Raw genomic sequence first — 14200 nt, 5'->3', positions numbered from 1 at the left:
CGTCGTGCGACGCCGGTCAGGACGGGTCCGCCACCGCGGCCGCCGGCCGGGCGGGGGCGGCCCTCCCGTGCCCGGACCCGGCCGTGAGCCCGACGGCGATCCCGGCGACGACCAGCGCGGCCCCGGCCAGGTCGGCCGCGGACGGCGCGCCGAGGCCGAGCACCGCACCCGTGACCATCGCGCCGACCGGGATCAGCCCGGCGAACAGCCCGGCCGCGGCCGCGCCGATGCGGGGCAGCGCGTCGTACCAGAGGAAGAACGCCACGGCGGTGACGACGACCGCCTGGTAGCCCAGGCCCGCCGCCTCGGCGCCGGTCGGCACGCGCAGCGCCGCGGACCCGTCGGCCAGCAGCCCGATCGCCCCCAGCAGCGGTACGGCCAGCGCGGCGGAGTAGGCCGAGACCCGCAGCGCGCCCAGCCGGGGCAGCAGCGGGATGGCCAGCACCGAGAAGCACACCTCGCAGGCCAGGGCGCCCAGCGACCAGAGCAGCCCGGCCGGCTCGCCGCTGCCCAGGCCGGTGGCCACGGTGGCCCCGGCGACCACGACCGCCGCCGCCGCCAGCATCCGGGGGGAGGGGCGCCCGCCGATCAGGGCGAGCGCCAGCGGGACGGTGCCGAGCACGGTGCCGACCAGTGCGGGGCCCCCGTGCCGGGTGGCCTCGATCACGCACACGTTGAAGACCGCCAGCCCGGTGAGGGCGAGGGCGGCCAGCAGGGCGGCCTCGCGGGGCGACGGCCGGACGAACCGCAGGCCCGACAGCCGGACGGCGGCCAGCAGGATCGCCGCGGCCAGCAGGTAGCGCAGCGCCTGGCCGCCGTAGACCGGATAGTCCTCGATCAGCCCGGAGACGCCGGCCAGGGTGCCCACCAGGAACATCGCCCCGGCCGCCTGGGCGGGACCGCGGAACCGGGCCGCGCGGGTGGTGACAACATCGCTCATGCCCGGAATGCTAGGGAGGCAATGGTTCGCCCATTCAGTCCAATCACTGAGCAGAACAGAGGACCAATTGGCCGATCTCCACCTGAGCGTCGACCGGGCCGCGGGCGGGATCGCCGGGCAGATCACCCGCGAGCTGCGCGAAGCCGTACGGCAGGGCAGGCTGGCCGCCGGGGTGCGGCTGCCGGCGAGCCGGGAGCTGGCCAGGGATCTCGGCCTGTCGCGGGGCGTCGTCGTCGAGGCGTACGAACAGCTGGTCGCCGAGGGGTTCCTGGTCGCGAAGGTCGGGGCCGGGACCAGGGTCGCACCCGCCGCGAGCCGCGCTCCCGGTCCCGGCCTCGCTCCCGGTCCCGGCCTCGGTCCCGGTCCCGGCCTCGGTCCCGGCTTCGGCCCCGGTCCCGGTCTCGGTCCCGGCTTCGGCCCCGGTCCCGGTCCCGGCTCCGGCCTTGGTCCCGGTTCCGGCCCCGGTTCGGCTTCCGGTTCCGCTCCGGCTCTCGGTTCCGGCTCCGCTTCCGGGGCCGACGGTGTCCCCCGCCGAGGCTCTCCGGGCGCGGGGGCGGAGCGCCCCGGCCCCGCGGATCCGGGGACGCCGGTCCACGAGTGCGACTACGGGCGCCGCCCCACCTCCCCCGACCTGCGGACCTTCCCCCGGGAGCGATGGCTGGCCGCGACCAGGCGGGTGCTCGCCTCCCTCCCCGCCGGAGCCCTGGACTACGGCGATCCCGGCGGCGTCCGGGAACTGCGCGAGGAACTGGCCGCCTACCTGCGCCGGGTCCGGGGGGCCGACGCGACCGCGGACGAACTGGTGATCGTGGGCGGGGTCGCCCAGGGGCTCAGCCTCACCGTCCAGGTGCTCGCCGGGCGCTTCCCCGGGCCGGGGGAGCACCCCGGCCGCGACCTCGGCTGGTTCACCGGCCGGGCCGCGCGCCCGGCGGACCGCGAGCACGGCCTGCGGCTCGCGGTGGAGGACCCGACCGGCCTGCGCCAGCTGCCGCTGCTGCGGGCCGCGGGCGCCGACCTGGTCGCGGTCCCGGCCGACGAGGAGGGCATCGACGTGGCGGCGCTGGCCGCGGCGGAGGTCCGGGCGGTGCTGCTCACCCCGGCCCACCACTATCCGACCGGGGTCGTGCTCTCCCCGCGCCGCCGCGCGGAGCTGACCGAGTGGGCCGCGGCGACGGGCGCGGTGGTCCTGGAGGACGACTACGACGCGGAGTTCCGGTTCGACCGCGACCCGGTGGGCTGCCTGCAGGGGCTCGCCCCGGGCCGGGTGGTCCTCGCCGGGAGCGTCAGCAAGTCCCTGGCCCCGGGACTCCGGCTCGGCTGGGTGGTGGCCCCGCCGCACATCGCCGGGGCGGTACGGCGGGCACGGGCGGAGCAGGACATGGGGTCGCCGGTGCTGGAGCAGCACGTGCTGGCGGACCTCCTGCGGACCGGGGCCTACGACCGGCACCTGCGGCGGATGCGCCGGGAGTACCGTGCCCGGCGGGACGCCCTCGTGCGGGCCCTGGCCGAGCACCTCCCCGAGATCACCGTGTGGGGCGTCTCCGCCGGGCTGCACCTGTTCGCCGAGCTGCCCGGCGGCTGGGACGAGCGGGCCGTCGCGGCGGCGGCCCGGGCCCGGGGCCTGGCGGTCGAGCCGGTGGCTCCGATGCGCCGCCGACCGGGTCCGCCCGCCCTGGTCATGGGGTTCGCGCGGCTCCCCGTCCAGCGCGCGGGGGAGGTCGTCGCCGCGGTCGCCGGTGACCTCACCCGCTGACGGCCGCCGCCCCGGGGAGGTCAGGAGGCCGCCGGGGCGGTCGCGGGCCTCGGCCGGAAACCCCCGGCCAGCGGCACGATCAGGGCGATCAGCACCACCGCGGGCACGAACGCCGTCCGCACGTCCACGGTGTCGTTGATCGTGCCGACCACGGCGGCGCCGACGACGAACCCGACGTAGTTGAACAGGTTGACCCGCGCGATCGCCGTCTCGGCCCCGGCGCCGAGCCGTCCCGCCGCCGAGAACGACTGCGGGGCGATGACGGACAGGCCCACCCCGACCAGGCCGAACGCCAGGACGGCCACGACCGGGCCGGGGGCGATGACGACGCCGAGCGCGCCCAGCGCCCCGACCACCGCGCCCGCGCGGACCACGGGGGCCGGACCGTGGCGGCGGACGGCGAGGTCGCCGGGGACCCGCGCCAGGAGCATGGCGGCCTGGTAGGCGAAGTAGGCCAGCGGCACCAGCCACTCGCTCGCGGCGAGCGCCTTCTCCATGTAGACCGTGCTGTAGTTGGAGACCGCCGCGTCGCCGACGTAGAGGAACGCCATCGCCAGGCAGAGCGGGATGATCGGCCGCCACGGCACCCGGACCGGCGCCGTCCTCTCCCGGCCCTCCCGCGCGGGCGGTCCGGCCGGTGCGTCCTCCCCCGGGTGCTCCGCGGTGTTCCGCCCGGCGTTCTCCGCGGTGCCCCCCACTGCGTGCTCCATGGCGTGCTCCCCGGCGTGTCCGGTGGCCGCCCGCTGCGGGACCCGCTCCTCGGCGGCGCCGTACAGGCGGGGGAGCAGGGCCAGCGAGACGAGCGCGCCGAGCACCATCGGGACGGAGAACGCCCAGGCCAGGTCCACCTCCAGGGCCCTGAAGGCCGAGTTGAGCCCGGCGCCCAGCATCGAGCCGACGCTCCAGACCGCGTGGAAGCCGGTCAGCACGCTCATGCCGTACCGGCGCTCGACCGCGACCGCCTGCATGTTCATCGCCGCGTCGACCGCCCCGACGAAGAGCCCGAAGGCGGCGCTCAGGACGTAGAGCCCGGCGAGCTGGCCGTTCCAGCCCATCAGGACCACGACGGCGCAGACGGCGAGCTGGGAGAGCCTCAGGACCGGCGCGCTGCCGTACCGCGCGGCCAGCGGTGCGGCGGCGACGCTCCCGACGCCCGCGATCAGCGGCACCAGCAGCAGGACCAGTGTGAGGTCGCCGTCGCTCAGCCCGAACGCGTGCTGCAGGTCGATCACATGGGTGAGCAGGGTGGCGAAGCACAGGCCCTGGACGAAGAAGGCGGCCCAGGTCGCCACCCGTGCCTGCCGGTCACGCGGGGTCGGCATCGCGACCTCCAGAGAACATGAGGGGGGTTCAAGTTCTCGCCAGGCTAGGCGTGTCTCCCCTCCGGGTCAACGGTCGTCCGCGGGCCGGGCGCATCGGGGGCCGGCAGGGATTATCGTCGAGGCGTGGACGATTCCAGGCCCCCCGCGACGCCGGCCGTGCCGCCTCCGCTGCGGCCCCCCGCGCGCAGGGGGAACGCGCCGGAACCCCGCCCCGGCGAGCTGCGGGCGGGGGACTCCGACCGGGAGCGGGTGGCCGCGGTCCTGGGCGACGCGCTCGCCGACGGCAGGCTGGCCCACGACGAGCACGAGGAGCGGCTGGAGGCGGTCTACCGCGCCCGCACGCTGGGCGAGCTCGCCGTGATCACCGCCGACCTGCTCCCGCCCGAGGACCAGCCGCTGCGCACCGACGTCCGGCCCGTGACGGCCTTCTTCGGCTCGGAGGAGCGCTCGGGTCGCTGGGTGGTGCCCACCCGCTTCTCCGCCACCGCCGTCTGCGCCAACGTCACCCTCGACCTGTGCGAGGCGCTGCTGCAGTCCAGCCACGTGACCCTCCAGGTCACCGTGATCGGCGGGACGCTCACACTGATCGTCCCGGAGGGCGTGCGGATCGAGATGCCCGCCTCGTTCTTCCTGGGCGGGAAGAAGAACCAGGTCCGGCCCGCCCCCGACGGCCCGGTCATCGAGATCACCGGCCTCGTCTCCATGGGCAGCGTGATCGCCAAGTCGCCCAAGCGGCCCCGCCGCTCCTGGTTCCGCCGCTGACGCGCGGACCTTCCCTCCGATGGCCCGCCGTACGGCCTCCGACGGTCCGCCGTACGGCCTTCGCGGCTTCCGGGCGGCTCCGGTGCGGCTCCCGGACGGCGGGGTCCGCACCGCCGCGTCGGGCGTCCCGGGCGTCCCGGCCGTCCGCCGGGACGCGGCGCGGGTCCTAGCTGGCGCTGTCGAAGTTGATCGCGCTGTAGGCGCGGAGCTTCCAGAGCTGGTGCTCCGACTCGATCTTGCGGATCGTGCCGGAACGGCCGCGCATCACCAGCGAGCTGGTCACGGCCCGGCCGCCCCGGTAGCGCACGCCCTGCATGATCTCGCCGTCGGTGATGCCGGAGGCCGCGAAGAACACGTCGTCGGACTTGACCAGGTCGTCGGTGGTCAGCGTGGCGTCCAGGTCGAGGCCCGCGTCCAGGGCCTTGCGGCGCTCGGCGTCGTCCCGCGGCCACAGTCTGCCCTGGATCACCCCGCCCAGGCACTTGAGCGCGCAGGCCGCGATGATGCCCTCGGGCGTGCCGCCGACGCCGAGCATCAGGTCGACGCCGGTGCCCGTGCGCGCCGCCATGATCGCGCCGGCCACGTCGCCGTCGGTGATGAGCTTGATCCGCGCGCCGGTCTCCCGGATCTCGGAGATGATCTTCTCGTGCCGGGGCCGGTCGAGGACGACCACGGTCACGTCCGAGGACTCGCACCCCTTGGCGCGGGCCACCGCGGCGATGTTGTCGGCCACCGGCGCGTTGATGTCCACCGAGGACGCGGCCTCCGGGCCGGTCACCAGCTTGTCCATGTAGAAGACGGCGGACGGGTCGTACATCGAGCCGCGCTCGCTGACCGCGATCACCGAGATGGCGTTGGGCATGCCCAGCGCGGTGAGCCGGGTGCCGTCGATCGGGTCCACGGCCACGTCGCACTCCGCGCCGGTGCCGTCGCCCACGGACTCGCCGTTGTAGAGCATCGGCGCGTTGTCCTTCTCGCCCTCGCCGATCACGACCACGCCGTTCATCGACACGGTGTTGATCAGCTGCCGCATCGCGTTGACGGCCGCGCCGTCGGCGCCGTTCTTGTCGCCCCGCCCCACCCAGCGGGCGGCGGCCATCGCGGCGGCCTCGGTCACCCGGACCAGTTCCAGGGCGAGGTTGCGATCGGGCGCGTGCGCGCCCGTGGCGAGGGCGGCGGGAACGGACGTCTGCTCGGACATGGCGGAAGGCCCCTCTCGTGGATTACTGCAACGATCGTAGTTGTCCCCCTCTTGCCTGGCCCGGAAGGGATAATCTGCCGACCATGAGCAGCGACACGGATCGGTCGGCGACGGGCGTGACCGCACGGACCTCGGAGCGGGGCGCCGCCACGCGCGTCGCGCTCCTGGCGGCGGCCAGGGAGGTCTTCGTCACGAGCGGCTTCGCCGACGCCGGGGTCACCGAGGTGGTCGCGCGTGCGGGGGCGAGCGTGGGCAGCCTCTACCACCACTTCTCCGGCAAGGCCGATCTCTATCTGACGCTCTTCGAGGAGTTCCAGGCCCGGCAGACCCAGCGCACCAAGCAGGCGCTCCAGTCGGCCAGGGCCGAGGGCGAGACCGACCCGATGCGGCTGTTCATCGCCGGGGCCCGCGCCTACCTGGAGGGCTGCCTGGCCGAGCGCGAGCTCGCCGCGCTGTTCCTGCGCGGTGACGGCCCGCCCGGGTTCGAGCTCGTCATGCGCGACCGGCTGCGCCAGTGGGCCAAGCGCAACGCCGCGCTGTTCGAGGGCGACGAGGGCGCGCTGGTCGTGGTCGTCACCGGGGCGCTGGCCGCCGCCGTCTCCGAGATCGTCCTGTCGCCGGACGAGGACGCCTCCCGCCGGCTCGCCGAGGACGTGCTCGCCATCATCGGGCGGATCCCCGGCCCGCAGGCCGCCGGGTGACACCCCGCCCGGCCGCACCTGCAGGCCGGACCGCACCCCCGGACGGGTAGTCTCGCCACTCGTGCAACGGTTCACTGAGGGTTTCCGCGGCTACGTCGCCGCGATGCTGATCTGCCTTCTCGGCGTCTTCGTCTTCCTGTTGGTCACGCCGCAGAGCAGGGAAGAGCACATCCCCAGGATCGACTACTCCATCGACGTCGCCAACATGCGGCGCGACGCGCCGTACCGGGTCTGGACGCCCGAGCCGGTGCCCGCGGACTGGATCCCCACCAGCTCCCGGAAGACCGCGCAGCGGGGCGTGGTGACCTGGCGGCTCGGTTTCGCCACCGCCAAGGGCGCCGACGGCGAGCGCGAGCACGTGATGCTCGCGCAGAGCGACGAGAAGCCCGCCACCGGGTTCGCCGACCGGATGGCCAACAGCAACCGGTCCGTCGGCACCGTCCAGATCGCCGGCGCGGCCTGGGAGAAGCGCCAGCGGGAGGACAAGGACCAGCGCTCGCTGGTGCGGGTCCTGCCCGGCTCCGTGGTCGTCGTCACCGGCACCGCCGGGTGGGACGAGCTGACCGCCTTCGCCGGCTCCCTGAAGGAGCAGCCGAAGGCCGCGTCCTAGCAGGACCCCGGTCGGGGGGCCGGCGCCGTCCCGGGCGGGGGCCGGAGCCGTCCTGGTCGGAGGTCCGCCGCCGTCCCGGGCGAGGGCCGGAGCCGCCCTGCTCAGGGGCCCGCCGTCCCGGCCAGGGGTCCGGAGCGGTCCCGGCGGGGACCTAGAAGGGCTCGTCCCCGCCGGGGTCGGGCTGCCTGCGCTGCGCCATGGCCGCGGCCAGCTTCACCCGGGCGCCCTGCAGCCACTCCTCGCAGAGCGCGGCCAGCCTCTCGCCGCGCTCCCACAGCTCGATCGACTCCTCCAGGGTGAGCCCGCCCGCCTCCAGACGGCGGACCACCTCGGTCAGCTCCTCGCGTGCCTGCTCGTACGACGGTGTCTTCTCCTCGGCCACGCACCCACCCTAGTGGTGCCCCGCCGGGCGGGTCCGGTCACGGCCGGACCCGCGTGCCCCGGCACGGGGGCGGGGGCGTCCCGGGTCCGGCGGGGAGAGGGAGTTCCGGTCCCCTGCGCGGAGGATTGCCATACGATTCTGTATCTGTTAGATATATCTGAGAGAGAGGGAGGTGCCGATGGCACGGCGAAGCCAGACGGAGACGGCGGTGCTGGGGGCGTTGAGCATGCACCCGATGACGGCCTACGCGCTCCGGGAGGCCATCCGGGACGTGCTGGGGCACTTCTGGAGCGAGAGCTTCGGGCAGATCTACCCGACGCTCGGCGCCCTCGAACGGCAGGGCCACGTGGAACGCCGCGAGGGGCCGCGCTCCGGCTCGTCGACCTTCGCCATCACCGACTCCGGCACCGCCCGCCTGCGCGAGCTGCTGAGCGAGCCGATCGCGGCGACGCCGCCGCGGAGCGGGCTCCTGCTGCGGCTGTTCTTCGGCCGGACCCTGGGCGTGCGCAAGTGCCGGGAGCTGCTGCTGGAGACCAGGGCGGACGCCGAGCGGAGCCTGGCCGAGTACGACGGCCTGGCCCGCACGATCTCCGCCGAGGAGGCGGGCTCCCCGGACCTGCCCTACGTCCTGACGACCATCTCCTCCGGACGGCACAACGCCGAGGCCGCCATCGCCTGGGTCGACGAGGCCCTCACCCTCCTCGAGGACGTCCCCGAGGACGTCCCCGAGGACGTCCCCGAGGACGACACCCCCGCGAACGGAGAATCATGATGACCGTCTCGGCCGATCCGGTGGACGTCGCGCAGCGGCGCCGCCCGGTCTCGCGGCTGCGCGCCCGGATCAACTTCGCCGTCTTCTCGGCCGTCACCGTCGGCGGCGGCTGGCTCTTCGCCGCCCTGGACCGGGCCACCGGGGAGACCGTCGGCACCGGGAGCGTGACCTCCGCCAGCGGCGGCACGAACGGGCAGGGACTGTGGATCGCCGTCCCGGCGCTGACCGCGCTCGCCCTGTACTTCCTCAGCCGGGACGGCGCGGGACGCCTGGGGCTCACACTGCGGTTCGCGGGCCGGGCCCGCTGGTTCGCGTTCGCGGCGGTGTTCGCCCCGGCCGTGACCGCCGTCGCGGTGGCGGCGGCGACGGCCTCCGGCGCCGCGACGTTCTCCGTCGCACCCCACGCCGGCGAGCAGCCCCTCCTCGCCGCCTTCGCCACCGCGCTCGGCTTCCTGGTGGTCAAGAACCTGCTGGAGGAGTTCATCTTCCGCGGCTACGGCACGCGCACCGCGATGGCGCTCGGCCTGCGCGGTGTCGCCCCGCACGTCCTCGTCGGACTGGTCTGGGGGCTGTGGCACCTCCCGCTGTACACCGTCTGGATGTCGCAGGCGGACTTCCGCCAGAGCACGACGCTGCCGTGGGCGTGGTACCTGCCGACCTTCCTCGCGGGCATCGTGGCGATGGCCGTCCTCTACGGCGAGATGCGCGTGCGGACCGGCTCGATCTGGCCCGGCGTGGTGCTCCACACGGTCAGCAACGCCCTGACGACCCCGCTCCTGATCAACGGCCATGTGCGCTACGAGGGCCACGGCGACGTGGTGTTCGGCCTCGCCGGCAACTCGGTCGTCTCGGTCCTCCTCTTCGGCGGGGCCGGACTCCTCCTCCTGCGCCGCCGGAACCGGGGCGCCGGGCCTGACACGGGAGTGAGCCCGCGGGCCCGGCCTGACGTCCCGGCCTGACGTCCCGGTCTGAGGGCCAGGCTTGACGTCCCGGTCTGAGGGCCCGGCTCGGCGGTCCGGCTTGGCGGAGCACCACCGGACGGCTGGAAGACTGGCGGGGTGAGTGTGCGCGACGCGACCCCCGGTGACATCCCCGAGCTGGTCCGCCTGCGGGAGATCCTGACCGAGCGGATGGCCCAGGACGGGACCTACCCGCTCTCCGAGCACTGGCAGGAGGCCTACGCCGAGAGCCTCGCCGAGCGGATCGGCACCTCCGACACGGCCGTCTACGTGGTGGACGCCCCCGGGGGAGGGCTCGCCTCCTGCGGGATCGGCCTGGTCTTCAACCGCTTCCCCGGACCGTCCCTCCCCGACGGCAGGTACGGCTACATCCAGGGGATGACCACCGATCCCCGGCACCGGCGCAGGGGACACGGCCGGGCCGTCCTGGGCGCGCTCCTGGACTGGTACCGGGCGGGCGGCGTCCGGAAGGTGGATCTGCACGCGACCTCGGACGGGGAGCCGCTCTACCGCGAGCTCGGCTTCGTCGAGGACGGCTACCCCTCGCTCACCTGGCGGGATCTCTCCTGATCCGCCCGCTCACCCCGGTGAGACCTCTCCTGACCGGCCCGCTCACCCGGCGGGGCCCTTCCCGGTCCCGCTCCCGGTCCGGGAACGCGCCCACGCGGCGGGACCCGGCCGCCCGCCCGCTCACGCGGTGGCATCCCTCCTGGCGGTGACGACCGTGATCCGGTCGTCGGGGAAGCGGACCGTCAGCTCGTCGCCTCCGGTCACGTCGGCCGCCCGCCGTACGACCTCGCCGGAGGGGCGCTGCACGATCGCGTAGCCGCGCTCCAGGGTGGCGGCGGGGGAGAGGGCGAGCAGACGGGCGCGCAGGTGGACCAGGGAGTCCTGGGCGCGGTCCAGGGAGCCGGTGAGCGCGCGCCGGGCCCGGTCCCGCAACTGCTCGGCCTGCTCGGCCCGGCGCTCGATCTCGCGGACCGGGTCGGACAGGGACGGCCGGGAGCGGACCGCGGTCAGCCAGGCCGTCTCGCGGTCCAGCCAGCCGCCGGCCACCCGGCGGCCCCGGTCGCGCAGCTGGCGGACGAGCGTGAGCTGCTCGCCGACGTCCGGCACGACCTTCTTGGCCGCGTCGGTCGGGGTGGAGGCCCGCACGTCGGCGACCAGGTCGAGCAGCGGGCTGTCCTGCTCGTGGCCGATCGCGCTGACCACCGGCGTCAGGCACGCCGCCACCGCGCGGACCAGCGCCTCGTCGGAGAAGGGCAGCAGGTCCTCCATCGACCCGCCGCCCCGGGCGATCACGATGACCTCGACCTCGCCGTCCGCGTCGAGCCGCCGCAGCGCCTCGGTGACCTCGCCCACGGCGTACGGTCCCTGCACGGCGGCCTGCTCGACCTTGAACCGGACCGCGGGCCAGCGGCGCCGCGCGTTCTCCAGCACGTCGCGCTCGGCCGCCGAGTCGCGGCCGCAGATCAGCCCGACCGTGCCGGGCAGGAACGGCAGGCGGCGCTTGCGGTCGGCGGCGAAGAGCCCTTCGGCGGCGAGCACCTGGCGCAGCCGCTCCAGCCGGGCCAGCAGCTCGCCGACCCCGACCGGGCGCATCTCCAGCGCGGTGAACGCGAAGGAGCCCCGGTTGACCCAGAAGTCGGGCTTCAGGTTCATCACGACCCGGGCGCCGTCCACCGGGCGGGGGACGGTCGCCTCGTAGACCCCGCGGGGGCAGGTCACCTTGGTGGACACGTTCGCCACCGGGTCGCGCAGCGTCAGGAACACCGTGCCGCCCCGCGCGGTCAGCTCGGTGATCTGTCCCTCGACCCAGACGGTGCCGAGCCTGCCGATCCAGCCGCCGACCATCTGCAGGACGGTGCGGACCGGCAGCGGCTGCTCCGGAGTGGTCTTCGACGTCATGCGGGAAGCCTAGAGGGCGGGCGCGGCTACTCGGCGGCCTCCAGCTTCGCGAGGCGGTTCTCGTACATCCGCACGACCTCGGCGCGGGCCGTGGTCGCCTGCTCGTAGGCGATCATGTCCTTGATCTGCTGGGCGCTCTTGCCGCGCATGCGGGCGCGCAGCGAGGCGACGGTCAGGCCGGAGTAACCGGGCAGCGGCTCGGCGGGCACGCCCTCACCGGCCTTCGCGGGCGCGGCGGTCCCGGGCTCGGCGGCGGGCTTGGCGGGCTTCGAGGTCCGGGCGGCCTTCGCGGGGGCGGGGCTCGCGGCCTCCTGCTGGACCTTGGCCTTCGCGGCCTTCGCCCGGGTGGTCTTGGACTTGGCGAGCTCGGGCTCGGCGGGCTTGGTCTTCACGACCTCGACCTCCGCCTCGACCGGGACGGCACCGAGGGCGTCGGGCTTCTCGACCTCGACCTCCACCTCGGCCACCTCGACCTTCACCGCGGGCGGCACGGCGATCACGGGCTCGGGCGCGGGCTCGGCGGCCGTGGGCGCGGGGGCGAAGACGACCGGCTCGGGCCGGGTCCTGCCGCCGTTGGAGCCGGCCTCGGGCCGGGCGGGCTCGGCGGTCTTCGCAACGGCCTCGGACTCCGCGGTCGAGGCCTTCGGGGCGGCCTCGGGCCGGGCGGGCTCCGCGGTCGCGGCGGCGGGCTCGACGGTCTCCGGCTCGGCCGCGGCGCTCGGGGCCTCCGCGGCGGCCTTCGCGGCGGTCTCCGTGCCGCTCCCCGCAGCGGCCTCGGGCGCGGAAGCGGAAGCGGCCGTGGCGGCGGTCTCGGCCTTGGTCTCGGTCTCGGTCTCGGGCTTGGTCTCGGTCTTGGGCTTCGCGGGGGCGAAGATGACCGGCTCGCGGCGGGCGGGCCGCTCCTCCGCGGTCCCCGCCTGCTCGTCGATGTCGGCGACCTGCTCGGACGCCGACGGGCGCCCCTCGTCGAGATCGCCGTCGGCGCCGGCCATGCGCTTGATCCTGCTGCGGACCCGGTCGCCGAGCATCAGCGCCTGGCCGACTCCGCTCAGGGTGGTCTGCAGAACGTAGAGCGGTAGTTCCTTCGCCTTCCCGGCGACGTTGCGGAAGAGATCAGGGACTGACATTTCGTCTCCTGGAGAACGGTATCGGACAACTGATTGCGGCAATAAGGTGCTTTGTGAGGTCAAGAGGCACGTGAACGGGCCCCATGGATACTCCACGTAGCATAAGAACATGACTTCAAAGACCCGCGCGACTCGACGCGTGCTTGTGGCGAAGCCCCGCGGTTACTGTGCGGGGGTCGATCGTGCGGTCCAGGCCGTGGAGCGGGCCCTGGAGCAGTACGGCGCGCCGATCTACGTGCGCAAGCAGATCGTGCACAACACCCACGTGGTCAAGACGCTCGAGGCGCGGGGCGCCGTCTTCGTCGAGGAGACCGAGGAGGTCCCCGAGGGGGCCATCGTGGTCTTCTCCGCCCACGGGGTCTCGCCCGCCGTGCACCGGGAGGCCGCCCAGCGCCGCCTGAAGACGGTCGACGCCACCTGCCCGCTCGTCACCAAGGTGCACAACGAGGCCAAGCGCTTCGCCTCCCAGGACTACGACATCCTGCTCATCGGCCACGAGGGCCACGAGGAGGTCGAGGGCACCGCGGGCGAGGCGCCGGAGCACATCCAGCTCGTGGACGGCCTCGACTCGGTCGGCTCCGTCCGGGTGAAGGACCCCGACCGGCTGGTGTGGCTCTCCCAGACCACGCTCTCGGTGGACGAGACGACCGAGACGGTCGCCCGGCTCAAGGAGCGCTTCCCCAACCTGATCGACCCGCCGAGCGACGACATCTGCTACGCCACCCAGAACCGCCAGGTCGCGGTGAAGGAGATCGCCGCCGAGGCCGAGCTGGTCATCGTCGTCGGCTCGGAGAACTCCTCCAACTCCAAGCGGCTGGTCGAGGTCGCCCTCGACCACGGGGCCGACGCCTCCTACCTGGTCGACAACGCCTCTTTCATCCGGGACGAATGGCTGCAGGGCGTCACCACGGTCGGTGTGACCAGCGGCGCCTCGGTGCCCGAGGAGCTCGTCGCCGAGGTCCTGGCCCGCCTGGCGGCGCACGGCTTCGAGGACGTCGAGGAGGTCGAGTCCGTCGAGGAGAGCGTGCGCTTCGCCCTCCCGCACGAGCTCCGCAAGGACCTGCGCGCCGAGGTCTGAGCCGGAGAGGGGCCCGGGTTCCTTCTCCTCCCGAGGGGGACCCGGAGTCCGGGCTCCTTCTCCCGCGGGGGCTGCCGACCCTCGCTCCCGCGGGGGCTACTGGCCCTCGCGGGGCGAGCCGTACACCCTGGGCTCGAAGTAGCCCTCGGGCTCGGGGGCGAATCCCGCCGCCGCTCCGGCGGCCCCGCCCGCGCGCGGCCGGGGGACGGCGGGTCCGGAGGCGCGCAGTTCGTCGCGCAGGTCGCGGACGCAGCGGTTCAGGCCGCGCCGCCAGGCGATGAGCAGCACCAGCGCCGAGCCGGCGAAGAGCCAGGGGGCGCCCCGCGACAGCGAGCTGTAGATCCCCAGGCCGAAGGCCGCCGCCGGCGAGGGCGCGGTCAGGGACCGCACCGCCTCGGCGAGCAGTACGGCGGCGAAGAAGGCCAGCGGCGGGGAGACCACGAGCGAGAGCAGGTCGCGCGGGTTCACCAGGGAGACGGCGGCGACGCAGCCGCCCACGAACGCCAGGCCGACCACGGCCGGCAGCCCGAGCACGGTGTTCAGCACGCTGCCCAGCAGCGTGAACACCAGCACGGACGCCACCGCGCCCCGTGCGGTCAGCCGGATGCCGGATGCCGGGTTCCGTTCACTCATGCGATCACCTCGCCCGTCCCCCCTCACGCCCGCTCCTGCACGGCTCCAGTGT

Annotated in this window: 15 protein-coding genes; 8 read left to right on the top strand and 7 right to left on the bottom strand. The window is 74.7% G+C overall.

Annotated elements, in window-relative coordinates; translation table 11 throughout:
- Positions 1-16: 16 nt before the first annotated feature.
- A complete protein-coding gene (locus IEZ06_RS05460) occupies positions 17-940 on the bottom strand; it encodes an EamA family transporter (protein WP_189235534.1) in 924 nt (307 codons plus the stop codon).
- A gap of 67 nt (positions 941-1007) precedes the next feature.
- Between IEZ06_RS05460 and IEZ06_RS05450 the strand changes: the two genes are divergently transcribed.
- The gene (locus IEZ06_RS05450) at positions 1008-2693 is read left to right on the top strand and encodes an aminotransferase-like domain-containing protein (protein ID WP_229797804.1); all 1686 of its coding nucleotides are present in this window, start codon (positions 1008-1010) and stop codon (positions 2691-2693) included.
- A 20-nt stretch (positions 2694-2713) separates the two neighbouring features.
- Here IEZ06_RS05450 and IEZ06_RS05445 read toward each other — a convergent pair whose 3' ends face one another.
- Positions 2714-4015: an MFS transporter gene (locus IEZ06_RS05445; RefSeq protein WP_189235533.1), complete on the bottom strand. Its 1302-nt coding sequence runs from the start codon at positions 4013-4015 to the stop codon at positions 2714-2716.
- Between the two features lie 123 nt (positions 4016-4138).
- Between IEZ06_RS05445 and IEZ06_RS05440 the strand changes: the two genes are divergently transcribed.
- Positions 4139-4777: a DUF1707 SHOCT-like domain-containing protein gene (locus IEZ06_RS05440; protein ID WP_229797803.1), complete on the top strand. Its 639-nt coding sequence runs from the start codon at positions 4139-4141 to the stop codon at positions 4775-4777.
- 166 nt (positions 4778-4943) lie between these two features.
- Here IEZ06_RS05440 and glpX read toward each other — a convergent pair whose 3' ends face one another.
- Complete coding sequence (gene glpX, locus IEZ06_RS05435) at positions 4944-5978, bottom strand: class II fructose-bisphosphatase (RefSeq protein ID WP_189235532.1); 1035 nt, start codon at positions 5976-5978, stop codon at positions 4944-4946.
- 83 nt (positions 5979-6061) lie between these two features.
- On the opposite strand from glpX, the gene IEZ06_RS05430 reads away from it, so the two are divergent.
- Together IEZ06_RS05430 and IEZ06_RS05425 are read left to right on the top strand one after the other, a co-directional pair.
- Positions 6062-6679, top strand: a complete 618-nt coding sequence (locus IEZ06_RS05430) for a TetR/AcrR family transcriptional regulator (protein WP_068901241.1) — start codon at positions 6062-6064, stop codon at positions 6677-6679.
- 61 nt (positions 6680-6740) lie between these two features.
- Positions 6741-7289: a DUF4245 domain-containing protein gene (locus IEZ06_RS05425; RefSeq protein WP_189235531.1), complete on the top strand. Its 549-nt coding sequence runs from the start codon at positions 6741-6743 to the stop codon at positions 7287-7289.
- A 151-nt stretch (positions 7290-7440) separates the two neighbouring features.
- On the opposite strand, the gene IEZ06_RS05420 is transcribed toward IEZ06_RS05425, so the two are convergent.
- Positions 7441-7671 carry an exodeoxyribonuclease VII small subunit gene (locus IEZ06_RS05420; RefSeq protein ID WP_189235530.1) on the bottom strand — a complete coding sequence of 77 codons (231 nt, stop codon included), beginning with the start codon at positions 7669-7671 and terminating at the stop codon, positions 7441-7443.
- 178 nt (positions 7672-7849) lie between these two features.
- Between IEZ06_RS05420 and IEZ06_RS05415 the strand changes: the two genes are divergently transcribed.
- From IEZ06_RS05415 to IEZ06_RS05405, 3 genes are all read left to right on the top strand, one after another.
- The gene (locus IEZ06_RS05415; RefSeq protein WP_189235529.1) at positions 7850-8443 is read left to right on the top strand and encodes a PadR family transcriptional regulator; all 594 of its coding nucleotides are present in this window, start codon (positions 7850-7852) and stop codon (positions 8441-8443) included.
- Positions 8440-9402: a CPBP family intramembrane glutamic endopeptidase gene (locus IEZ06_RS05410; RefSeq protein WP_189235528.1), complete on the top strand. Its 963-nt coding sequence runs from the start codon at positions 8440-8442 to the stop codon at positions 9400-9402. The genes IEZ06_RS05415 and IEZ06_RS05410 overlap by 4 nt, the downstream gene beginning before the upstream one ends.
- A 99-nt stretch (positions 9403-9501) precedes the next feature.
- Entirely contained in the window at positions 9502-9972 is a 471-nt protein-coding gene (locus IEZ06_RS05405) for a GNAT family N-acetyltransferase (protein ID WP_189235527.1), read from the top strand.
- A gap of 120 nt (positions 9973-10092) precedes the next feature.
- Here IEZ06_RS05405 and xseA read toward each other — a convergent pair whose 3' ends face one another.
- Together xseA and IEZ06_RS05395 are read right to left on the bottom strand one after the other, a co-directional pair.
- The gene (xseA, locus tag IEZ06_RS05400) at positions 10093-11310 is read right to left on the bottom strand and encodes an exodeoxyribonuclease VII large subunit (RefSeq protein ID WP_189235526.1); all 1218 of its coding nucleotides are present in this window, start codon (positions 11308-11310) and stop codon (positions 10093-10095) included.
- Between the two features lie 26 nt (positions 11311-11336).
- A complete protein-coding gene (locus IEZ06_RS05395; protein WP_189235525.1) occupies positions 11337-12437 on the bottom strand; it encodes a hypothetical protein in 1101 nt (366 codons plus the stop codon).
- Positions 12438-12546: 109 nt separating this feature from the next.
- Here IEZ06_RS05395 and IEZ06_RS05390 point away from each other — a divergent pair, with 109 nt between their 5' ends.
- A complete protein-coding gene (locus IEZ06_RS05390) occupies positions 12547-13515 on the top strand; it encodes a 4-hydroxy-3-methylbut-2-enyl diphosphate reductase (RefSeq protein ID WP_189235524.1) in 969 nt (322 codons plus the stop codon).
- A gap of 96 nt (positions 13516-13611) precedes the next feature.
- Here the strand turns inward: IEZ06_RS05390 and IEZ06_RS05385 are convergent, their stop codons facing one another.
- Positions 13612-14148, bottom strand: a complete 537-nt coding sequence (locus IEZ06_RS05385; RefSeq protein WP_068901251.1) for a DUF6542 domain-containing protein — start codon at positions 14146-14148, stop codon at positions 13612-13614.
- Between the last annotated feature and the right edge of the window lie 52 nt (positions 14149-14200).

The organism is Planomonospora antibiotica (genome assembly GCF_014647955.1).
Classification (GTDB): domain Bacteria; phylum Actinomycetota; class Actinomycetes; order Streptosporangiales; family Streptosporangiaceae; genus Planomonospora; species Planomonospora parontospora.
Note: the sequence above shows the minus strand (reverse complement) of the source record. Positions and strands in the feature narration are given on the sequence as shown.

Excerpts from the sequence above, each read along its gene's own strand:
- IEZ06_RS05460 (WP_189235534.1), bottom strand. The coding sequence starts at position 940 with ATGAGCGATGTTGTCACCACCCGCGCGGCCCGGTTCCGCGGTCCCGCC.
- IEZ06_RS05445 (WP_189235533.1), bottom strand. The coding sequence starts at position 4,015 with ATGCCGACCCCGCGTGACCGGCAGGCACGGGTGGCGACCTGGGCCGCC.
- glpX (WP_189235532.1), bottom strand. The coding sequence starts at position 5,978 with ATGTCCGAGCAGACGTCCGTTCCCGCCGCCCTCGCCACGGGCGCGCAC.
- IEZ06_RS05430 (WP_068901241.1), top strand. The coding sequence starts at position 6,062 with ATGAGCAGCGACACGGATCGGTCGGCGACGGGCGTGACCGCACGGACC.
- IEZ06_RS05415 (WP_189235529.1), top strand. The coding sequence starts at position 7,850 with ATGGCACGGCGAAGCCAGACGGAGACGGCGGTGCTGGGGGCGTTGAGC.
- IEZ06_RS05410 (WP_189235528.1), top strand. The coding sequence starts at position 8,440 with ATGATGACCGTCTCGGCCGATCCGGTGGACGTCGCGCAGCGGCGCCGC.
- xseA (WP_189235526.1), bottom strand. The coding sequence starts at position 11,310 with ATGACGTCGAAGACCACTCCGGAGCAGCCGCTGCCGGTCCGCACCGTC.
- IEZ06_RS05395 (WP_189235525.1), bottom strand. The coding sequence starts at position 12,437 with ATGTCAGTCCCTGATCTCTTCCGCAACGTCGCCGGGAAGGCGAAGGAA.
- IEZ06_RS05390 (WP_189235524.1), top strand. The coding sequence starts at position 12,547 with ATGACTTCAAAGACCCGCGCGACTCGACGCGTGCTTGTGGCGAAGCCC.
- IEZ06_RS05385 (WP_068901251.1), bottom strand. The coding sequence starts at position 14,148 with ATGAGTGAACGGAACCCGGCATCCGGCATCCGGCTGACCGCACGGGGC.